This is a genomic window from Vreelandella glaciei (assembly GCF_013415125.1).
Classification (GTDB): Bacteria; Pseudomonadota; Gammaproteobacteria; order Pseudomonadales; family Halomonadaceae; genus Vreelandella; species Vreelandella glaciei.
The window spans coordinates 22,176-43,110 of record NZ_JACCDE010000039.1 but is presented as its reverse complement, the minus strand read 5'-3'; the positions used below and the strand labels follow the sequence as shown (position 1 = coordinate 43,110).

At 52.0% G+C, this 20,935-nt stretch carries 23 protein-coding genes and 2 tRNA genes; 8 read left to right on the top strand and 17 right to left on the bottom strand.

Annotation, left to right across the window (positions count from 1 at the left end):
• Positions 1 to 159 precede the first annotated feature (159 nt).
• From moaE to HZS80_RS20400, 10 genes are all read right to left on the bottom strand, one after another.
• A complete protein-coding gene (moaE, locus tag HZS80_RS20445) occupies positions 160 to 669 on the bottom strand; it encodes a molybdopterin synthase catalytic subunit MoaE (protein ID WP_179917159.1) in 510 nt (169 codons plus the stop codon).
• A complete protein-coding gene (gene moaC, locus HZS80_RS20440; protein WP_179917154.1) occupies positions 629 to 1,426 on the bottom strand; it encodes a cyclic pyranopterin monophosphate synthase MoaC in 798 nt (265 codons plus the stop codon). Before moaC ends, moaE begins: the two co-directional genes overlap by 41 nt.
• Positions 1,427 to 1,431: 5 nt before the next feature.
• Entirely contained in the window at positions 1,432 to 1,995 is a 564-nt protein-coding gene (mobB, locus tag HZS80_RS20435; protein WP_179917153.1) for a molybdopterin-guanine dinucleotide biosynthesis protein B, read from the bottom strand.
• Between the two features lie 58 nt (positions 1,996 to 2,053).
• Complete coding sequence (locus HZS80_RS20430) at positions 2,054 to 3,286, bottom strand: uracil-xanthine permease family protein (protein WP_179917152.1); 1,233 nt, start codon at positions 3,284 to 3,286, stop codon at positions 2,054 to 2,056.
• Positions 3,287 to 3,373: 87 nt separating this feature from the next.
• Positions 3,374 to 4,003 (bottom strand): uracil phosphoribosyltransferase, encoded by a 630-nt coding sequence (gene upp / locus HZS80_RS20425; RefSeq protein ID WP_008956231.1) that lies wholly within the window; start codon positions 4,001 to 4,003, stop codon positions 3,374 to 3,376.
• A gap of 92 nt (positions 4,004 to 4,095) precedes the next feature.
• The gene (ung, locus tag HZS80_RS20420; protein WP_179917158.1) at positions 4,096 to 4,779 is read right to left on the bottom strand and encodes a uracil-DNA glycosylase; all 684 of its coding nucleotides are present in this window, start codon (positions 4,777 to 4,779) and stop codon (positions 4,096 to 4,098) included.
• Positions 4,780 to 4,781: 2 nt separating this feature from the next.
• Complete coding sequence (gpt, locus tag HZS80_RS20415; RefSeq protein WP_008956229.1) at positions 4,782 to 5,261, bottom strand: xanthine phosphoribosyltransferase; 480 nt, start codon at positions 5,259 to 5,261, stop codon at positions 4,782 to 4,784.
• Between the two features lie 5 nt (positions 5,262 to 5,266).
• On the bottom strand, positions 5,267 to 5,812 hold the full coding sequence (locus HZS80_RS20410; protein WP_179917151.1) for an adenine phosphoribosyltransferase: 546 nt from the start codon (positions 5,810 to 5,812) through the stop codon (positions 5,267 to 5,269).
• A 54-nt stretch (positions 5,813 to 5,866) separates the two neighbouring features.
• Complete coding sequence (locus tag HZS80_RS20405; RefSeq protein ID WP_179917150.1) at positions 5,867 to 7,165, bottom strand: NCS2 family permease; 1,299 nt, start codon at positions 7,163 to 7,165, stop codon at positions 5,867 to 5,869.
• A 201-nt stretch (positions 7,166 to 7,366) separates the two neighbouring features.
• Positions 7,367 to 8,008 (bottom strand): riboflavin synthase subunit alpha, encoded by a 642-nt coding sequence (locus HZS80_RS20400; protein WP_179917157.1) that lies wholly within the window; start codon positions 8,006 to 8,008, stop codon positions 7,367 to 7,369.
• Between the two features lie 575 nt (positions 8,009 to 8,583).
• On the opposite strand from HZS80_RS20400, the gene HZS80_RS20395 reads away from it, so the two are divergent.
• The 4 genes from HZS80_RS20395 to HZS80_RS20380 all read left to right on the top strand — a co-directional run bounded on the left by HZS80_RS20395 (position 8,584) and on the right by HZS80_RS20380 (position 11,752).
• Complete coding sequence (locus HZS80_RS20395) at positions 8,584 to 9,642, top strand: methionine ABC transporter ATP-binding protein (protein ID WP_179917149.1); 1,059 nt, start codon at positions 8,584 to 8,586, stop codon at positions 9,640 to 9,642.
• Entirely contained in the window at positions 9,623 to 10,276 is a 654-nt protein-coding gene (locus tag HZS80_RS20390; protein ID WP_008956224.1) for a methionine ABC transporter permease, read from the top strand. Before HZS80_RS20395 ends, HZS80_RS20390 begins: the two co-directional genes overlap by 20 nt.
• Positions 10,277 to 10,380: 104 nt before the next feature.
• The gene (locus HZS80_RS20385; RefSeq protein ID WP_008956223.1) at positions 10,381 to 11,172 is read left to right on the top strand and encodes a MetQ/NlpA family ABC transporter substrate-binding protein; all 792 of its coding nucleotides are present in this window, start codon (positions 10,381 to 10,383) and stop codon (positions 11,170 to 11,172) included.
• A 100-nt stretch (positions 11,173 to 11,272) separates the two neighbouring features.
• Positions 11,273 to 11,752: a GAF domain-containing protein gene (locus HZS80_RS20380; protein WP_179917148.1), complete on the top strand. Its 480-nt coding sequence runs from the start codon at positions 11,273 to 11,275 to the stop codon at positions 11,750 to 11,752.
• 75 nt (positions 11,753 to 11,827) lie between these two features.
• Here HZS80_RS20380 and HZS80_RS20375 read toward each other — a convergent pair.
• Positions 11,828 to 11,904 (bottom strand) — tRNA-Val (locus HZS80_RS20375).
• 23 nt (positions 11,905 to 11,927) lie between these two features.
• A tRNA-Val gene (locus HZS80_RS20370) sits at positions 11,928 to 12,004 on the bottom strand.
• A gap of 216 nt (positions 12,005 to 12,220) precedes the next feature.
• Between HZS80_RS20370 and HZS80_RS20365 the strand changes: the two genes are divergently transcribed.
• On the top strand, positions 12,221 to 13,291 hold the full coding sequence (locus HZS80_RS20365) for an endonuclease/exonuclease/phosphatase family protein (RefSeq protein ID WP_179917147.1): 1,071 nt from the start codon (positions 12,221 to 12,223) through the stop codon (positions 13,289 to 13,291).
• Positions 13,292 to 13,311: 20 nt separating this feature from the next.
• On the opposite strand, the gene HZS80_RS20360 is transcribed toward HZS80_RS20365, so the two are convergent.
• Positions 13,312 to 14,688: a class II fumarate hydratase gene (locus tag HZS80_RS20360; RefSeq protein ID WP_179917146.1), complete on the bottom strand. Its 1,377-nt coding sequence runs from the start codon at positions 14,686 to 14,688 to the stop codon at positions 13,312 to 13,314.
• A gap of 309 nt (positions 14,689 to 14,997) precedes the next feature.
• On the opposite strand from HZS80_RS20360, the gene HZS80_RS20355 reads away from it, so the two are divergent.
• Positions 14,998 to 15,372: a phasin family protein gene (locus HZS80_RS20355; RefSeq protein ID WP_008956219.1), complete on the top strand. Its 375-nt coding sequence runs from the start codon at positions 14,998 to 15,000 to the stop codon at positions 15,370 to 15,372.
• Between the two features lie 159 nt (positions 15,373 to 15,531).
• Here the strand turns inward: HZS80_RS20355 and hda are convergent, their stop codons facing one another.
• Both hda and HZS80_RS20345 read right to left on the bottom strand, forming a co-directional pair.
• The gene (gene hda / locus HZS80_RS20350) at positions 15,532 to 16,239 is read right to left on the bottom strand and encodes a DnaA regulatory inactivator Hda (RefSeq protein ID WP_179917145.1); all 708 of its coding nucleotides are present in this window, start codon (positions 16,237 to 16,239) and stop codon (positions 15,532 to 15,534) included.
• A complete protein-coding gene (locus HZS80_RS20345; protein WP_179917144.1) occupies positions 16,236 to 17,381 on the bottom strand; it encodes an AI-2E family transporter in 1,146 nt (381 codons plus the stop codon). Before HZS80_RS20345 ends, hda begins: the two co-directional genes overlap by 4 nt.
• A 225-nt stretch (positions 17,382 to 17,606) precedes the next feature.
• On the opposite strand from HZS80_RS20345, the gene purM reads away from it, so the two are divergent.
• Together purM and purN are read left to right on the top strand one after the other, a co-directional pair.
• Entirely contained in the window at positions 17,607 to 18,674 is a 1,068-nt protein-coding gene (gene purM, locus HZS80_RS20340; protein ID WP_179917143.1) for a phosphoribosylformylglycinamidine cyclo-ligase, read from the top strand.
• Positions 18,671 to 19,438, top strand: a complete 768-nt coding sequence (purN, locus tag HZS80_RS20335) for a phosphoribosylglycinamide formyltransferase (protein WP_179917142.1) — start codon at positions 18,671 to 18,673, stop codon at positions 19,436 to 19,438. Before purM ends, purN begins: the two co-directional genes overlap by 4 nt.
• A 100-nt stretch (positions 19,439 to 19,538) precedes the next feature.
• Here purN and dcd read toward each other — a convergent pair whose 3' ends face one another.
• Together dcd and apbC are read right to left on the bottom strand one after the other, a co-directional pair.
• A complete protein-coding gene (gene dcd / locus HZS80_RS20330; protein ID WP_008956214.1) occupies positions 19,539 to 20,105 on the bottom strand; it encodes a dCTP deaminase in 567 nt (188 codons plus the stop codon).
• An 11-nt stretch (positions 20,106 to 20,116) separates the two neighbouring features.
• On the bottom strand, positions 20,117 to 20,917 hold the full coding sequence (gene apbC, locus HZS80_RS20325; RefSeq protein WP_179917141.1) for an iron-sulfur cluster carrier protein ApbC: 801 nt from the start codon (positions 20,915 to 20,917) through the stop codon (positions 20,117 to 20,119).
• Positions 20,918 to 20,935 lie beyond the last annotated feature (18 nt).

Genomic DNA, 20,935 nt, shown 5'->3' with positions numbered 1-20,935 from the left:
GACGTTCATCAGGGTCAGGGGATAGCGTCCCCATTAAGAGACCGACTATACGCACGCATCGGCTTATGTTGTTCATCATCGGAGCTTGCAACCGGGGAGGAGTCCCTATACGCAATGACAGTTTCGTGTCATTACAACGAGCGCATCGATGCGGCACTCTCATTCCCACCGCGCTGCGTCCTGTTGATCGGTGTGGCGCTCTTTGACCCAATACTCGCCCTGGGCAGAGTGCTCTTTCTTCCAGAAAGGCGCCTGGGTTTTAAGGAAATCCATAATAAAATCGCAGGCTTCGAACGCCTCACGGCGGTGTGCACTAGCAACTAACACCCGCACAATCGGATCGCCCGGTTCCAGGTAGCCAACGCGATGAATAATCCGCACCGCCTGGAGCGACCAGCGCTGCCAGGCCTGTTCGCCAATATCTGTCAGCGTGCGCTCGGTCATGCCGGGGTAGTGCTCCAGCGTTAACCCCGTGACGTCAGGCGTTTCATTAAAATCACGCACTAAGCCGGTAAAACTCACCACCGCGCCAATATCGCTACGCCCCGCCAAGGCATCGTCATAGCCATAGGCCATCGAGAACGGGGCGGCTTGAATCGCCACCTTAATATCCAGCTTAATATCCACTCTAGCCCCCCGTGACCGGTGGGAAAAACGCCACTTCGTCATCATCGGTCACTAACGCATCGTCATTGGCCATGACTTGATTGATGGCACATAGCGTACGCTGGTCGGTGAGTTGCTTAAAGCGACTATCGCGCTCGGCCAGCGCTGCTTTCAATCCGCCAATATCACGGCTGGCCAATTGCTCGAGACTCACTACTGCCTCGCTCTCACCTAGCCGCTCGCGCAGTTCGGCTAAAAACTTAACCCGCACGCAGGGCGATGCGCAGCGTTCACCCAGGCTGACCTCTCCGGCCACCCCATCGCCTGTCACTATCGGCGCCTGCGAGTTTATGCGCTGGTAATCACCGCGCTGGCCACCCTGCTTACTATCAAGCTGAATGGCCTCAATACGCATATTTTTATCTACCGCTTTACACATATCGTAAAGCGTTAAACAAGCCACTGAGACGGCGGTAAGCGCCTCCATTTCAACCCCGGTGCGGCCATTCAAGCGACATAGCGACGTCACGTGAACGCAGGATTCGGCTACATCAATATCAAACTCAACCGACACTTTTGATAGCGCCAGGGAGTGGCAGAGTGGAATCAGCTCATGGGTGCGTTTGGCCGCCTGAATACCGGCGATTCGCGCGGTAGCCAGCACATCGCCCTTGGGCAGTTCACCGTCGCTAAGTAATTTCAGCGTTTCCGGCTGCATCACAATGCGCCCCGAGGCGACGGCTTCGCGGCGCGTTTCTTGTTTATCGCCGACATCCACCATATTGGCTTCGCCCCGGGTGTTGAGGTGGGTTAGATGCATGTTGGTCACCTTTCCTTTTTTGAAGCCACGGTTTGCTTTTTTGCGTTTACCCAGGTCACTATCCAGCGCGCGATTGCGTCGCTGTCATCAAGATTTAACTGCGCTACGCAAGAAGTTAAATCAATAGGCGATGGCGCGCTTAATGCAACCGCCTCGACCCATGGGTCAGTTAAAATGGCCGAGTCACCCACGCCATCGCGATAAAGCACCAGCTTAGGGATCGGCCAGGCTTTAAAGCCTTCGACAATCACTAGGTCGGGATGGTGCGGCACCATCATGGTTATTAACTCGGCTAAATCGGGTTCTTCCTGGTCGGGCGTTTCCTGCATCAGTGCAAATCGTTGCCGTGAAGCGACTAGTACAGGCGCCGCGCCCGCACTGCGCAGTTTATAGCTATCCTTTCCAGGCTGGTCTACTTCAAACGAGTGGTGAGCATGTTTAATCACGGCTACTTTCAAACCGTGCGCAGCTAATAGAGGCAGCAGCTTCTCTAACAGTGTCGTTTTACCGGTACCGCTCCAGGCAGCAATCCCTAGAATGGGGAAGGATGCGGTTAGTTCGTTACTCATACAGCCTACCCTCCTACTTGCCACTCATACGATGCTCACAGCGTTAAAGAGGATGACTTTACTCGCCCTCTTGCGCCTTGGGTAATAGCCAGTTCAACGCAATACCTACCAGTGCAGCCAAGCTCACACCTTGCAGGGTAAATTGACCGCCCCCAAACTGCATACCACCTATTCCGAATACCAGGATGAGCGAGACCACCACTAAGTTGCGAGGTGCCGTCAGCGACTGCCCTGCTCGCACTAGCGTGTTCATACCAACGACCGCAATAGAACCAAACAGCAACGTCATAATCCCCCCCATGACCGGACCGGGTATGGTCTGCAGCAGCGCACCAAGCTTGGACACAAACGCCAGCACAATGGCAAAAATCGCAGCAACAATCATGTACTTGGGGTTAAACGCCCGCGTCAGCGTTACAGCCCCCGTGACTTCCGAGTAGGTTGTATTCGGGGGCCCGCCGAATAGCGCTGCCACACTGGTCGCCAACCCATCGCCTAACAGGGTGCGATGCAGGCCGGGTTTTTCCAAATAGTTTTTACGGGTCACCGAGCCAATAGCGACCATGTCACCAATGTGCTCAACCGCCGGGGCGATAGCGACCGGGATCATAAACAGAATAGCGGCCCAGTGAAAACTGGGGGCGGTAAAGCTGGGCACCGAGAGCCACGCCGCTTCGCGTACCGGGGTAAAATCTACCAACCCCATTAATAACGCCAAACAATAGCCCGTGACGATCCCCCCCATAATCGGCACTAGGCGGAGCAGACCGCGGCCAAAAACGGCCAGCAACAATGTCACCAATAAGCTGGTCATTGAGAGAAAAATGGCCGGACCATAGCCGATGTTGTCACTGGTTTCGCCGGTTGCCATGCTGACTGCCACAGGCGCCAGCGCCAAGCCAATGACCATGATTACCGGCCCGACCACCACGGCAGGGAGTAAACGGTGCAGCCAAACGGTACCTTTTAATCGTACCGCTTGGGAGATCGCGACATATACCAGCCCTGAGGCCATCAGACCGCCCATCGTGGCCGGCACACCGAAGCTTGCTACCGACCCTTGAATAGGCGCGATAAAAGCAAACGAAGAGGCCAAAAAAACGGGCACACTTTGTTTCGTCACTGCATGAAATATCAACGTGCCAGCCCCGGCAGTAAACAACGCGACACTCGGGTCAAGTCCGGTTAAAAGCGGTACTAATACCAAGGCACCAAAAGCCACAAATAGCATTTGTGCACCGGTTAAGACTACTTTTGGCCACGACTCTGCTTGGCTGGTAGCTTCACGCATTAGAGAATTCCTAGTGATTATTAGAGAGTAGATATGCAAAAAAATGCCCCTAACGCGAAGCGTGAGGGGCTAGTTTAAAAAAGGCGCTTAGCGCGTCCCGAAAATCTTATCGCCTGCGTCACCTAATCCAGGGACGATATAGCCATTTTCATCGAGCCGGTCATCGACCGAAGCAGTGTAAATTTCGATGTCGGGATACGCTTCCTGCACCCGTTTAATGCCTTCAGGGGCAGCGACGAGCACAATCACCTTCATATGCACACAGCCACGCTCACGCAGCATGTCCAACGTAGCCACCATTGAACCACCGGTGGCCAGCATGGGGTCAATCACTATCGCCATACGCTCTTCGATATCGTTAGCGAATTTGGCGAAATACGGAACCGGCTCAAGCGTCTCTTCATCGCGGTAAAGACCGACAACACTGACTCGCGCACTGGGGATTAAGTCCGTTACACCTTCTAACATACCCAAGCCTGCGCGCAGAATCGGTACCACGGTAACTTTTTTACCCTTAAGCCGGCGTGTTGCAATCGGCTCGCCGTTCCATCCTTGGATTTCGTGATCTTCCAGCTCAAGACCTTTGGTTGCTTCATAGGTCAATAGCTTAGCGACTTCACCTGCCAGCTCACGAAAGCTCTTAGTGCTCAGATCAACTTCGCGCATCAGTCCCAGCTTATGTTGAACAAGCGGATGGTTAATAGCGTAAACACTCATGGGACTTCCTCACAGCTGGGATTCAAAATGACAATCTGGGTATGTCACTAGACGCAAAATTGCGCACATTCTACCCGCAACCTAATAGGAGGTTAAGGGGTTTCCGGCAATTGCCATTCGATAGGCGTGCGCCCCTGCGCTTGCAGGAATTGATTTGCTTGCGAAAAGTGCCGGGTGCCAAAAAACCCTCGGTGCGCGGAAAGCGGCGACGGGTGCGGGGCTTCAAGTACCAAATGGCGACGCTGGTCAATTAACGCCTTCTTCTGGCGCGCATGACTTCCCCATAACAGAAACACACACGGCGGAGCATGTTCGCTGACAGTTTCAATCGCACGATCGGTAAACGGCTCCCACCCCTTGCCGCGATGAGAGGCCGCATTGCCCTGCTCTACGGTCAGCGATGTGTTGAGCAATAACACGCCCTGTTTAGCCCATGCTTCGAGATGGCCATGGCGAACAGGCGTAAACCCAACATCGCTAGCCAGCTCTTTATAGATATTAACCAGCGATGGTGGCACGGGAACCCCCGCCTGCACGGAAAAGCAGAGACCATGAGCTTGGTTGGGGCCGTGGTAAGGATCTTGCCCTAAGATAACGACTTTCACTTCATGCAGAGGGGTTAACTCAAAGGCGCGAAACCATTGCGTTGAGTGGGGGTAAATGGTTTTTTTAGCCGCCTTCTGGTGCGCCAAAAACTCCTTTAGCGCGAGCATATAGTCAGCCTTAAACTCATCGCCCAGCCACTGACTCCAATCGTCAGGAAGTGGATTGGCCATCATTACCTCTTCATTTGATCGACGAGTGGCTCAACATAAGCAACACCCATATCCCAAGGGAACTGGATCCAGCACTGCTGCGCTACTTCCGTTAGGTATTGGTCCACCAATGGACGACCGTCTGGCTTGGCATAAATGGTCACAAAGTGTGCCTTAGGCAACATTTTGCGTACTGCGCGTGCGGTTTTGCCAGTATCCACTAAATCATCGACTAGCAGCCAGCCGTCACCGTCATGGTCGACACCCTTCATAATATCCAGGCCACCCTGATCCATATGGTCGTAGCTCTTAATACACACCGTATCGATCAGACGGATATTAAGCTCACGGGCGATTAGTGCGGCCGGAATTAAGCCTCCGCGGGTAATCGCCACAATGCCCTTAAAATCACGCTCGATCATCTGATGACAAAGCGTACGCACATCACGATGAAGCTGATCCCAGGAGACAGTGAAGTGTTGGTGATAACGATCGCTGCTCATGGGGGTTACTCGTCTTCGTTGAATGAACAAACTGCGAATACGCTGTAACCCGCATCGCGAATTTTCTGTGACCCACCCAGCTCGGGAAGATCAATAATCGTAGCCGTTTCCACTACATGACCACCGCTGCGCTGGATAAGGTTAGCCGCTGCCAGCATAGTGCCCCCGGTGGCGATCAAATCATCCATCAACAGAATACGGTCATCTTGCTGGAAAGCATCGGAGTGCAGCTCAACTTCCGAATGGCCGTACTCCAGCGTATAAGTCTCGCTGATGGTCTTAAACGGTAGCTTGCCCTTCTTACGCACCGGCACAAAGCTACACCCCAACTCATAAGCGAGCGGCGCGCCAATAATGAAACCGCGCGCATCAATTGCCGCGATAGCATCCAGGTTCATTTCCTGATAGCGATGCACGAAGCTATCAATCAGCTTGCGAAAGGCCGCGCTATTTTGCAGCAAAGGAGTGATGTCGCGAAAATTCACCCCTTTCTCAGGCCAATCCGGAACCGTGCGAATAACGGACTTAATGTAGTCGCCGTAGATGCTCATCGCGTCTCTCATTGAGTGGTAAAATTAAGGAGTTAAAAAAGCGGAAAAGGGTGATCAAACCAAGAAGAGGTACCTTACCGCAAACAGCAGCGCCAAAATAATAACGGCTGGATTCAAATCACTAAATCGGCCTGATAGCGTTTTGATCGCTACATAGCTGATGAAACCGAGTGCAATCCCTTCGGCAATCGAGAACGTCAGCGGCATTGCCAGAGCAGCAATCAGTACCGGCGCGGCATCGGTTGGATCTTCCCAATTAGCATGCGCCAAGCTGCCCGCCATTAATACCGCCACATACAGCAGCGCGCCAGCGGTAGCGTAGGCCGGAATAGAGCCCGCCAACGGTGCGAAAAACAGGCTGATCAGGAATAGGCCACCCACGACCACCGCCGTCAAACCAGTCCGGCCACCGGATGCGATGCCTGCTGTTGATTCAATATAGCTAGTGGTAGTGGAAGTACCCAATGCGGCACCCGCCATAGACGCTGTACTGTCAGCCATCATGGCACGACCAAGGCGCGGCAGTTTGCCATCTTTATCCAGTAGTTTGCCCCGATGAGCAACGCCCACCAACGTGCCAGAGGTATCAAACAGATCAACAAACAAGAAGGCAAAAATGACGCTGAGCATCGCTACATCTAGCGCACCCATTAAATCCATCGCCATAAACGTAGGCGCAATCGAAGGTGGCATCGACATTAAACCGCCGTACTCATTATGGCCCAGCACCATGGCAATCACTGTCACGCCCAAAATACCGATCATTACTGCACCGGTGACGCGCAGGTAAGAAAGCGCGGTAATCACAAAAAAGCCTAACAGCGCATATAGGGCCGGCGGCTGAGATAGATCGCCTAACGAAACAAAGGTAGCGGGATTAGCAACCACAATACCGGCATTTTTCAGCGCAATCATCGCCAAGAAAAGACCGATACCAGCAGCGATTCCGAGTCGCAATGTCATAGGAATAGAGTTAATAATCCATTCACGAATTCTAAAAATGCTTAACAGGAAGAAAGTGAGACCAGAGAAAAAGACGGCGCCGAGTGCCGCTTCCCATGTATATCCCATACCCAATACAACGCCGTAGGTAAAAAACGCATTCAACCCCATGCCTGGTGCTTGGGCGATTGGATAATTGGCCCATAGGCCCATCACGAAACAGCCAATCGCTGCGGCTATGCACGTCGCCACAAATACCGCACCGTAGTCCATGCCCGCTTCAGACAGGATGCTCGGGTTAACAAAAATAATGTAGGCCATCGTCAGGAACGTAGTAATCCCGGCGATAACTTCTGTTTTCACATTGGTTTTGTGCTCGGTGAGCTTGAAATAATTATCCAGAAGTTTCATGAATTTTCTTATCCTTAGCGATAACGCAGCACGCGCACGCGTTCTAGTGCTGAGAAAAGCCGCACATACTACCGAAACGCTCACCGTGATGCGAGCGCTTCAGCATGGCGACCAATGTAAGCGGGAGCAGCCCCGCCGCTGTATACCAAGCAATCTTCAGGCCACAACCTAACCGATCGGTCAATTCAATGACGGATTAAGCTACAGAGTGTTGCTGCGCCCGCTTTTTTGAGAGAGCACGCGCTCTACCGTTTCAACGATCACCTGGGTTTGCGGATCAATTTCAATATTGACTTGGTCCCCTGACGCTCGATCCTGAAGCGTAGTGCGCGACAAGGTTTCAGGGATTAAATTGACGCTAAACTCTACGCTTCCGCTATCGCTTTGCCGTACATCACCGATAGTCAAACTGATACCGTCCACCCCGATATAGCCTTTCTCGAACACAAATCGGCCAAGCCTTTCCGGCAGGGAAAACCATAACCGACGGTTATTGGGCGCTTCTTCAATGGCCACTACCTCTGCCATGGAAATGATGTGCCCCGACATAGAATGCCCACCAATCTCATCACCAAAACGCGCCGCACGCTCTATATTGACGCATTGCCCTGGCACGATTGCACCAAGGTTAGTCAATCTCAGCGTTTCACGCATCAAATCAAAACTAACGCTATCGCCATCGATGGCCGTCACCGTTAAACAAACGCCGTTATGGGCAACAGATGCACCAATCTCAAGCCCCTCGCGCATGGCTGGCGGCATTTCCACAACATGTACGCGAAAATCATCCAGCTCACGCACCGCTACTACCTTGGCGACCCCTTGCACAATGCCCGTAAACATATGGCTCATTCTCCTAGTGGTTAAAAACTAAGTATTATAAAAACTAAGTATTAAAAGCGGGGAGGTAAAAATAACTAAAATCATGGGCGCAAGCTTACTACTGGCGCCCCCTATGTGTGCACTCTTATGGTGATTGCCATAAGGGCATGCAACTTGAGGCCCTCTATTCTACGTCACTCGTTTTTATATGGTCGCGCATCAGTGTGTATTTCACTCGTCGAACACGCCCCAATAAGCCTGTCGACAGATCCAAAAACCTAAACACTCCTTTCTAATAGAAAAAAAGACTATTTTAAGCCCCTAAGACATAAAATCAGACGGCTATAATTGACAAAACACCTACCTATCTCTAAGCTTTTGCCGCAAATGTAATGACGCCGATTTGTACCCAGATTGCGGGCGTCCACCAAGTTTCTAACTCGGTGAAGTGCAGCTAAAAGGGTGTGTCCAGCGTTGATGGCCGCCCATTAGGGTGGCCTTTTTTGTTTCTCATTCGCTGCTGGCCCGCCCTATACTGACCCGCCCAATGCTTGCATCCCGCACTCCGTCTTCGGCCTACCGTTAAGGCAGACGCTATGATTGAACTTAGCAACGTCAGTAAAACCTATTTCAGCAACAACAAAGGCAACGGCTCCCATGCCATCCATGCGCTTAAAGAAGCCAATCTCATCGTTCCCAAAGGCACCATTCACGGCGTCATTGGCCTGTCTGGCGCGGGGAAATCGACGCTAATTCGCTGCGTTAATCTGCTAGAGCGACCCACGAGTGGCACCGTGACAGTGGATGGCCAGGAAATGACAAGCCTGAGTAACGCCGCCCTTAACCGGGCGCGTCACCGCATTGGTATGATTTTTCAGCACTTCAATCTGCTAACCACGCGCTCGGTCTTCGATAACGTTGCCCTACCGCTTGAGCTGATGGGACAAAAACGCCATACCGTTCGCGAACGCGTTATTCCACTGCTGGAAATGGTTGGTCTGGCAGATAAAGCGGATCAGTACCCCGCCCAACTTTCGGGCGGCCAGAAACAGCGCGTTGCGATTGCTCGGGCACTGGCCAGCAAACCGCAGGTATTGTTGTGCGATGAAGCCACCTCCGCGCTGGACCCACAGACCACCAGCTCTATATTAGAACTGCTGCGTGACATTAATCATCAATTGGGGATCACCATTCTACTGATCACCCACGAGATGGAAGTGGTGAAATCGATCTGCCACCGCGTCAGCCTGATCTCAGATGGCGAATTGGTGGAGGATTCTGAAGTCGGCGACTTCTTTACTGCCCCCCGCACCCAGCTTGGCCGTGAGTTTCTCAACGACTTTCTTCAGCTGACGCCACCTAAAGAACTGATAGAAAGGCTCGTTGATACCCCTAGGGACAATACACACCCGGTGGTACGCCTAACGTTTTCTGGCGACGCAGTTTCCACACCGCTGATTTCGCGCCTGGCTCGCGAGTGCGGGGTCGATGTCAGCATTTTGCAAGCCAAGGTAGAGTCGATCCAGGAACGCACTTTGGGGCTGATGATCGCTGAGCTGCTGGGCACGCCGACGCAAACTCAGCAAGCCATGACCTATCTTGAATCTCATCAACTACAGGTAGAGGTACTCGGCCATGTCCAGCGCAATGATTGATCTTATCTTACAGGCCACGCTGGATACCCTTTATATGGTGGCCGTTTCAGGGCTTATTTCCACCTTAGTGGGCCTACCGCTTGGCGTGATGCTGTATGTCACCCGCCCACGCCAAATATTGGCGAAGCCGGTGCTCAATCAATTGCTGAGCATTATTACGAACATTGGCCGCTCTATTCCGTTCATTATTTTGATGGTGGCCATCATTCCTTTTACGCGCATGTTGGTGGGCACCTCAATTGGTATTAACGCCGCGTCAGTGCCGCTTACTATTGCTGCCATTCCGTTTGTTGCTCGGCTGGTAGAAGCAGCGCTGAACGAAATTTCGCCAGGATTAATTGAGGCCGCCCAAGCCATGGGGGCAACGCCGTGGCAGATCATTTGCAAAGTGCTGATCCCAGAAGCCCGTGGCGGAATCATGACTGGCTTAACGATTACCGCCGTCACGCTGGTCAGTTACTCCGCCATGGCGGGCGCCGTCGGCGGCGGCGGCCTAGGCGACTTAGGCATTCGCTACGGCTATAACCGCTTCAACCCCACCATCATGCTGATTACGGTAGTGATTCTGGTTGTTATGGTGCAGGGCTTCCAAAGCCTGGGTGACTACTTGGTACGCAAGAGTGATCGTAAATAAAAGCGCCACAACGAAACAATTCAATATAACCAAAACGCATTAGACAACCATTTCTTATTGCCGCATCATTGCATTATTACGTACAACGCTACTGGAGAGACCACATGCAAAAACTCATTATTGGTAGTCTTACCGCCTTAGCCCTTGCGGTTAACGTCGCTAACGCTGAAACGCGCAGCATCAAGATGGGTACCGTTGCCGGCCCTGAAACCGAAGTAATGGAAGTGGCAGCGCGCATTGCCAAAGAAGAGTATGACTTGGATGTCGAAATCATTGAGTTCACTGATTACGTTACGCCCAATGCAGCCCTAGCCGACGGCAGCCTGGATGCCAACGCCTACCAGCACGAGCCCTACTTGCAGTCGATGGTAGAAGATCGCGGCTATGACCTGGCAATTGCTGGTTACACCTTCGTTTACCCAATCGGCGCTTACTCAGAAAAATACGACAGCATCGACGATCTACCTGACGGTGCACAAATCGCGCTGCCCAACGATCCTTCCAATGAAGGCCGCGCGTTGATCCTGATGCACAACGAAGGCCTGATCACCCTTAACGACCCAGAGTTTCTGGAATCAACACCTATTGATATCGCTGAAAATCCCCGCGACTTCCGTTTCCGCGAAATTGAGGCTGCCCAGCTTCCTCGCGTACTGCCTGATGTCGACATGGCGTTCATCAATAATACCTTCGCGCAGCCTGCAGGCTTGAGCCTGGACGACGCTTTGATCAAAGAAGGTCCGGAGTCCCCGTACGTTAACTTGATCGCCGTACGTGGCGGTGACGAAGAACGCGAAGAGATTCGCCAACTGGTCGACGCCTATCAGCGTGATGAAGTGATTGAAAAAGCGGAAGAGCTATTTAAAGGTGCTGCGGTACCTGGCTGGACCGAGTAAAACCGCAAATTAGCCATCAATAGATGACATCAGGCCGACACGCATAGGCACCTCTATGCAAAAAGTGTCGGCCTGATGCGTTAGTAGCAAGAGAGGTCTCATGCAAAACAGCGTTGACTATCCACTCCTCAATCGCCAGCTCGAAGCGCTGCTTGACACGCGTGACTGGCTCACCAACAGCGCCCAAACGTGTGCTTTTATTCAGCAGCAGCTCAGCGACCTTAACTGGGTCGGCTTTTATCTCCAGCGCCAGCCTGACGTCTTGGGCCTGGGCCCGTTCCAAGGGCAGCCTGCCTGCCACCCGATCCCATTCAGCAAAGGCGTATGCGGTGCCGCTGCACGCCAGCAAATCACCCAGCGAGTCGACGATGTGCATGCGGTGGCTGACCATATTGCCTGCGACGCCAACTCACTCTCCGAGTTGGTAGTGCCCATCGTGGTCAACGGCACTCTTTGGGGGGTTCTTGATCTGGATAGCCCGCTCCATGCGCGCTTTACCTCACAAGACCAAGCAGGCATTGAAGACCTAGTCGCCACCTTTATACGTCAGACAGAGCTGCCCGACTTAATTGAACGCTAGCGGCTTAATAAAACGCTAACAACGCCCATACGAAAACACCCCGAGCAATAAATGCCGGGGTGTTTTGATAACAGCTGGTAGAACCAGGCGGATTTGAACCGCCGACCTCCACGATGTCAACGTGGCGCTCTAACCAACTGAGCTATGGTCCTAGAAATTGGGGCTGGCTAGCAAATGGTAGGACCAGGCGGATTTGAACCGCCGACCTCCACGATGTCAACGTGGCGCTCTAACCAACTGAGCTATGGTCCTATGGCGCGCTGAAACATATAGCGCTAGCTAAGCAACGGATGCGTATTTTACGCTTTCATCACTGAATTGCAAGCTATTTTACATCCCGAACGAATGCGCCCTGAGTTGCTCAACGGCATACAGATCGTCATTTATAGCGCATTTCTATCTTTATAATCCTTATAGCGCTAGGCTGGGTATTTTAATATTCTTGATATTCATTAAGGGTGATAGACCATGCTGGGTATTTTGCTAGGAAGCATAGCCATCGTGTTATTAATAGCGACACTGATTGCGCGCATAGAATTACACTGGTGGTGGATCCGCAGCTTTGAATTTCCACGCTTGCAGATTGCTTGTCTGGCGCTAATCACCTGGCTTTTAGCTGCTGTACTGCTGGAAGGGGGGTCATGGCAGTGGGTAACACTACTTGCGTCAGGCATCACTTTTCTGATTCAAGGCTATTACATTATGCCTTTTACTCGCCTATGGCCTATACAGGTTAAAACAGCAAAGAGTAACGACGGCGATAAAACCATTACCCTGCTGATTGCTAACGTGCTGACGCCTAATCGGCAAGCTCAACCGTTAATCGATATGATCAAACAGCACCAGCCTGACATCATATTAACGCTAGAGTCTGACCAGTGGTGGCAAGACCAATTGGATCCCGCGTTAGCTAAGCAATGGCCCAATAGCGTTAAAATCCCGCTAGACAACCTTTACGGCATGCACCTCTATTCTCATCTTGAGCTTACCGACACCTCCGTTGAATGGTTGATTCAAGATGACATCCCGTCTATTCATACCAGAGTAACACTGGCTAACGGCGACTCTATTCGCCTATTTGCCCTGCACCCTCGCCCGCCAGCACCCAGTGAGAGTGAAAAATCCCTTTGGCGCGATGCAGAGCTGTTGTTGATAGGCAAACGTATTCATGACGACCCCCAACCGACGCTAGTCGCTGGCGACCTCAACGATGTGGCATGGTCACGCACAACACGCCTGTTTTGCCGTGTTGGAGGCATGCTCGACCCACGCCGAGGGCGCGGGTTGTTCAGCACCTTCCACGCCAAATACCCGTTATTACGCTGGCCACTGGACCATATTTTTGTGACTGAACACTTCACGCTAGTGGGTATGCAGCGGCTGAAATACTTCGGTTCTGATCATTTTCCTATGTTGGCAACGTTTTGCTATCGCCCTTCGCGCAAAAATGAAGCAGAAACCCCAGAGGCCAGTACGGAAGAGCGAAGTGAGGCCAGCGAAACAATCCAAGAAGGTAAAACGGAAAAACAGGAGACCTGATCGCTGGCTACCTGCATTGCTTACTCAGGGACGCCACCCTGGGTAAGCACGGTCGAGTCTAGCAACCGCTCTAACGTTTCGCGATCCAGGTCGGTCCTCTCCTCAGCGACATCAATAATCGCCCGCCCGGCTTGATAAGCCTCTTTAGCAATCGCCGCGGCAGCGTTATAACCAATCACGCCATTTAATGCCGTTATCAAGATAGGATTTTTTGCTAACGGGCCTTTTACATTCTCTTCACGCACTTTAAAGGTCGCAATTGCTTTATCCGCTAGCAGCCGGGCAGTATTACTCATCAGGCTAATGGAGGTAAGTAGATTGGAAGCAACCAGCGGCAACATCACGTTTAATTGAAAATTGCCGCTTTGCCCGGCAACCGTAATGGCCGTATCCAGGCCAATCACTTGCGCGGCAGCCTGAGCGGCTGATTCTGGAATCACCGGGTTAACTTTGCCTGGCATAATGGAGCTACCGGGCTGCAGTGCCTCAAGTTCAATTTCCCCCAGCCCTGCCAGTGGGCCAGAGTTCATCCAGCGTAAATCATTGGCAATCTTCATGATTACGCAGGCGAGCCCTTTCAGTTGCCCTGACAGCTCTACCGCCGCATCTTGTGACGAGAGGCTGGCAAAAAAGCTGTCATTGGGTGTGAACATTAACCCAGTCTGTTCACTAAGCTCTTGAGCAACCTGCTCAGCAAAACCGGCTGGCGCGTTAACACCGGTACCTACAGCGGTCCCGCCTTGCGCTAATCTGCAGAGCCTCTTCATCGCGCTGTCAAAACGCTCTATGGCCTGATTAATCTGGCTCGACCAGGCGCCTAGCTCTTGATCCATGCGCAGCGGCATAGCGTCCATAAGATGCGTACGGCCGGTTTTTACCACATGGCTTAGTTCGCTCGCGCGCTGATCAATAGTATCGCGCAGATGAACAAGGGCTGGGCGCAGCGATTCGTGAACGGCAATGGCCGCCGAAAGATGGATCGCCGTTGGGATTACATCATTACTCGACTGCCCCATATTAACGTGATCGTTCGGGGTTACCTCAACACCCTCACGGCTCGCTAAGGTCGCCAACACCTCGTTGACGTTCATATTGGTGGAAGTGCCTGAACCGGTTTGAAAAACATCGATGGGGAAATGCTGGTCATGCTTGCCGGTTAATACGTCACGAGCCGCTTTTTGGATAGCTTCGCCACGTGCGCTATCTAACCCTCCCAGGGTTTGGTTTGCGCGTGCTGCGGCTAGTTTGATGCGGGTGACCGCATGAATAAAAGCGGTCGGCATAGGCGTATGGGAAACAGGAAAGTTATTGATTGCCCGCTGTGTCTGCGCGCCGTAGAGGGCATCGAAAGGCACTTCCAGTTCGCCCATGCTGTCGCGTTCCATCCGTGTTGCCATTGCTCTTACTCCCATCAGTGAGATTAATAGTGCTGCTTATCTGAGCGCATACTCTCTCTTTCGTTCGCTAGCATAAAACTGCATCGGTCTTCTTTAAGTTAGCTGGTTAGGCCATGGGGGTAAACATGACCTTACCCACATACGCTTACTTGCCCACCTATTCTAAAATGCCTAAAGCTAAATGTTGCACTGCACAAAAACAGTTGCTATGCTGCATCGCAAGATAGCTTAAAAGGCTACTCAATCAACAAGCAGCGCCAACCTCTGGATAGCTGCTTTTGGCAAGACTAGACCCTGGAGGGTATGACGATGCGTACTTTAAATACTAACGAAATGACTCAGCAATTTGACAACATGTTTATGGCGCCAGTACGCGCTTATATGGCGTTGAGCATCGATTACAGCGAAAAAATGGTCAATGCTCAAATGGATGCCAGCAAAGCCTATTTCGACACAGGCGTTGCGCAGATGCGCCAGATGATGGATGTCAAGGATGCAGAAGGTCTGCGTAGTTACATGGAAGGCCAGCAGAAAGTTGCTAAAGACTTAGCCGAGCGCGCTAAAGGCGACGCAGATAAAGTTGTATCGCTACAGCAGGACTTTATCCAGAAAAGCCAGAAAATCACTGAAGATAACGTCAAGCAGGCGCAAACTGCCGCTAGCAAAATGACGAAAACTGCCTAAACCAACAAGGTTTAAGTAATCCGTAACGCCACTGCTGGCCCTGCCAGCGGTGGCGTTTTAGTCTCTGCGCCATCAATTTTCATCTATGTTTGACCAACTATCTACGTTTCACTAACCATCTCATTTCACCAACCATATCACTTCACCAACTATCTCAGTTCACCAACTAAGTGCAGATTTCACAAACGGTATGGTTAGTTTACGCTTGGCCGATAAAGACGCTTTATCCAGTGTTTCCACCGCACGGCAAAGCTCGCCTAACTCGCGCGGTCCACGATGCAAAATATAGCGCCCGACGTCATCGGGTAGCTGCATTCCTCTTACGCTGGCACGCAGTTTTAAAGCTGCCAAACGCTCTTCATCGTTCTCTAAAGGGTGTACGTGGAAGGTTACTCCCCAAGTCAAACGTGAGGCCAAATCGGGCAGTACCACATTTAACTGGCGCGGGGAGGCGCTTGCCGTAATCACCAGCTTTTTACCGGCGTCACGCAGCCGATTAAAGGCGTGAAATAGCGCTTCTTCCCAACGTTTACGACCAATCACACACTCCAGGTCATCAATAGCGACAAGATCCAAGCGCTCAATATCTTCCAACATTAATGGCGGAAAGTGGCCTAAATCACTCAGCGGCAAATAAAGCGTGCGCTTGTCAGCGTCCGATGCAGCGTGGCAAGCGGCTTGAAGCAAATGACTACGGCCAACACCAGGTGCGCCCCAGAGATAAAGAAACTGTTCCCCCGTGGGGGTTAACTGCTGGGTAATATGCTCAACCAGCGGTGCGTTTGCCCGCGACGCATAATAGTTATCGAAAGTAGCGTCATCCCGCAGCCCGATCCCCAGTGGAAGCTGTGCCGGTATTCGGCTCATGGTGATTCCCCAAAATCTTTACGACCCTGATTATCACGACCCAACTCATCATGATATGAAGAACTGGATTCAATTATCGTTGACTGGTTGTCGATGTTTTTATCGTCGTACAACTCACTATGTTGGTAACGAACCTTAACTTCTTTAAGTAGCACTAGGATGACCGCCGCGACGGGCAGTGCTAACAGCACCCCTGTCAGTCCAAATAGATTGCCCCCCGCCAGCACGGCAAATATGACGGCGACCGGATGCAGACCGATTTTATCACCTAGTAACTTAGGCTGTAGGATCACACTCTCAGCCATTTGGCCGACACTGAACACCAAAATGACGCCGACCACGGCCCACCAAGTAGCGTACTGGAAAAGCGCGACAACAAGAGCGATGACTAACCCAACGATAAAGCCCAAAAACGGTACGATGCTGACTAGTCCTGATACAAAGCCGATTAGTAGGCCAAAATTCAGGCCCATCAGCGTCAAACCTACCGAATAAATAATTCCTAAACACAGCATAACGAGCAACTGCCCGCGCAAAAATGAGGAAAGCACTTCATCGCAGCGGCGCGCTAAGCGAAAGGTATCATCTGCCCACTGACGCGGAATCAAATTGGCAACATTATCGAGCAGACGGTTCCAATCCAAAAGCAAATAGAAAGTCACGACGGGTATCAAGGCCACATAGGTAATCCAAGAAACGAATGCCATCCCTGAACGGCCAATTTGGCCTAAGGCCTGGGCTAAATAGCCACCGGCATCCTGCCAGTTTTCAGCAAGGGTTTCGCGGACATTAGTTAATTCCGCCGTCACATCGTAGCCAGTCCACTCCTGCACCTGTGGGGCAAGGATATTTTCCACCCAGTTGAAGATGCTCGGGATGGCTTCTCCCAATTGTTTAAGCTGCTGGACAATCAGCGGAATCAATATGAGCAAACTCACCACAAGAATAAGGAGTAACACCAAAAACACACTACTTACCGCTAATGGGCGGTTCATCCCCCAACGCTGGAACTGGTTTGCTAACGGATCGGCTAGATAAGCGAGAATCATCCCAGCAATAAAAGGCATCAGTACTGCATCTAACAAATAAATCAAACCGCCGATCACCACTAAAAACAGGACACCCCACCAAGAATTCCGCATAGTTCCCTCTCAAACGTGGCTTTAAACCAACATTTTCATTAAGCGCTACTATTTTTACTTACCACTACTATGCCGCATATGAACAAAAGCTGCTCGTATGCTTTTCATCATGTGTCACAGCGGTGCGACCTGAGCCGCTGAGTGTTACAATCCGCTCAAGTTAAGCCCAGCACTGGCTTTGTCGCCAGCACTACCAGCACCGCTAATTGCTTCACAGGATCTGTCATGACCGAGACCTCCTCTTCTTCGGCTACTCCTTCCCTCAGCTATAAGGACGCAGGCGTCGATATTGATGCCGGTAATGCCCTGGTTGACCGCATCAAACACGTTGCCAAACGCACCACACGCCCAGAAGTCATGGGCGGGCTGGGTGGTTTTGGCGCGCTATGTGAAATTCCGGCGGGCTATCGGCAACCCGTGCTTGTCTCGGGTACCGATGGCGTCGGCACCAAACTGCGCCTCGCGATGGACCTTGGCAAACACGACACGATTGGGATTGATTTAGTCGCGATGTGTGTCAACGATTTGATCGTGGCTGGCGCCGAGCCGCTACTATTTCTTGACTACTATGCCACGGGTAAGCTCGATGTGGATATTGCTGCTGACGTTGTCACCGGCATTGGTGCTGGCTGCGAGCTGGCCGGCTGTGCACTGGTCGGTGGTGAAACTGCCGAAATGCCGGGCATGTACGAAGGCAGCGATTACGATTTAGCTGGTTTTTGTGTCGGCGTAGTTGAGAAAGCAGACATTCTGGATGGCAGCAAAGTGGCCGAAGGTGATGTCATCCTGGGGCTTGCCTCCTCAGGACCACACTCCAACGGTTACTCGCTGATTCGCAAAATACTCGACGTCAGTAACGCTTCGTTGACCACCGACATCGACGGCAAGTCTTTGGGTGATGCATTGATGGCGCCCACCCGCATTTATGTGAAATCACTGCTCTCGTTAATGCGCGGTAGTGACATTCCTGTGCACGCACTGTCACACATTACCGGTGGCGGTCTGCTTGAAAATATTCCCCGCGTTCTACCGGATGATCTCGCTGCTCATATTGATATTAATAGCTGGCAGCGCCCTGCCGTATTTGACTGGCTGCAGGCACAGGGCAACGTCAACGAAACCGAAATGCACCGTGTGCTTAATTGCGGTATCGGCATGGTCGTTGTGGTGCCACAACAGCAAGCAGAGCGTGCAACGGCACATCTAGAAGCTGAAGGCGAAACTGTTTACCGCCTAGGTCAGATCACCAAACGTCAAAGGGAAGCCGTTATTCTGGAGAACCTCTCGGCATGACCAATACGGACTATCAAAGCGACACTATCAAAGACGTGACGCCAGACCCCCTCGGGGCCCGCCGTATCGTGGTGTTGGTTTCAGGTAACGGCAGCAATCTGCAGGCCTTGATTGATGCCCAGTCCCATGACCGTTTAGGCGGCGGAGAGATTGTCGCGGTTATTTCCAACGTCGCTGATGCCTACGGATTGAAGCGTGCCCACGAAGCGGGCATTGAAGCAGTCGCCCTGCCCCATCGCGAATACGATAGCCGTGAAGCTTATGACGGCGCGTTGATCAAAGTCATTGAACGCCATGAACCGGATCTTATCGTCCTGGCAGGCTTCATGCGTATTTTGACGCCTCGCTTTGTTCAGCGTTTCTTAGGTCGCATGCTGAATATTCATCCTTCACTGCTCCCCGAGTACCAAGGTCTTAATACTCACGCCCGTGCCCTGGCAGCCGGTGTTACCAGCCATGGGTGCAGCGTGCACTTTGTCACCGAAGAGCTGGATGGTGGGCCCGTCGTGCTGCAAGCTGAGCTCCAGATCAGCCCTGACGACACGGTGGAAACACTGCAGGAAAAAGTGCGTTCCCGTGAGCATCTACTCTATCCGATTGCGGTGCAGTGGTTTTTGGAAGGTCGACTGCAGTTCAGCGCCGAAGGCGCCAAAATGGACGGTCACCTGTTACCTGAGCATGGAATGCGGCTTTCTCACGCCGACGCGGCTGAAGAGCTGGATGAGGAGTTAGACGCAGAGCTGGATGACGAACATCAGGACTAATTAATGCTTTCTCGCCGGAAATGACTGTTCACTCAGCTTGAATCAGAAACGCCTGACGGCTTTATCACCGTCAGGCGTTTTTGTCAGCAAAGCAGTAAGGCTAGGTGCGCGGCAAAGTAACACCGCGCTGGCCCATGTACTTTCCTCCGCGATCTTTATACGAGGTTTCGCACACCTCATCGGACTCTAAGAACAACATCTGCGCAACACCCTCATGGGCATAGATTTTCGCTGGCAGATTGGTGGTGTTAGAAAACTCTAGTGTCACGTGGCCTTCCCACTCGGGCTCCAGCGGGGTCACATTGACAATAATGCCACAGCGCGCGTAGGTGGATTTTCCCAAGCAAATAGTCAGCACATTACGTGGAATCCGGAAGTACTCGACCGTACGGGCCAGTGCAAAAGAGTTGGGCGGAATAACGCAAACATCGCCTTTAATATCGACGAAGCTTTTCGCATCAAACGCTTTAGGATCAACTATCGCTGAGTGAATATTAGTAAAGACTTTAAATTCATCTGAGCAGCGTACGTCATAGCCATAGCTTGACGTGCCGTAAGAAATCACGCGTTGGTCGTTCACATAACGCACTTGCTCGGCTTCAAACGGCTCAATCATCGCGTCGCTTTTGGCCATGCGGCGAATCCAATTATCAGATTTGATACTCATGTGTTACTTCTTCACTCGCTAAAGGAAATAGTGGGTCCATCGCCTTGATTGGCATTAACCGCTTCGGCTACTTTTTGGGCGATAGCAGCAAAGGTCTGGCTCACCGTCCCCTCAGGTTCAGATATGACACTCGGGCGTCCTGAATCCGTCAGTTCCCGGATGGAGAGCGTGAGTGGTAGCCGTCCAAGCACTTGAGTATCGTACTCTTGAGCGATGCTATCTCCGCCACCAGTACCAAAAATAGCCGCTTCATGGCCACAGTTTTCACAGTGGTAAAGGCTCATATTTTCCACTACGCCCAGTACCGGCACGTTAACCTTGCGGAACATCTCGATCCCTTTGCGGGCATCTAAAAGCGCAATATCCTGCGGGGTAGTGACAATCACCGCGCCTGCCACAGGTACTTTCTGGGCCAGGGTAAGCTGGATATCACCAGTGCCTGGGGGCATATCAATCAATAGGAAATCAAGATTATCCCATTGGGTTTGTGTCAGCATTTGCTGGAACGCGCCGACAACCATTGGCCCACGCCATACCATCGGCTCGCGGGTATTGACCATAAATGCCATCGACATCGCTTGAAGTCCATGCGCCTCAAGCGGCAGAAATTTATTATTGGTACCTGCCTGAGGGCGTACGCCCTCTTTTACACCCAACATCTGAGCCTGACTCGGGCCGTAAATATCTGCATCAAGTACACCCACGCGGTGACCTTGCGCCGCCAAGGCTAACGCCAAGTTGACGGTGACGGTGGATTTACCCACGCCCCCTTTGCCTGATGCCACTGCAATAATATGCTTTACCCCATCCATCAATGGCACTCCTCGTTT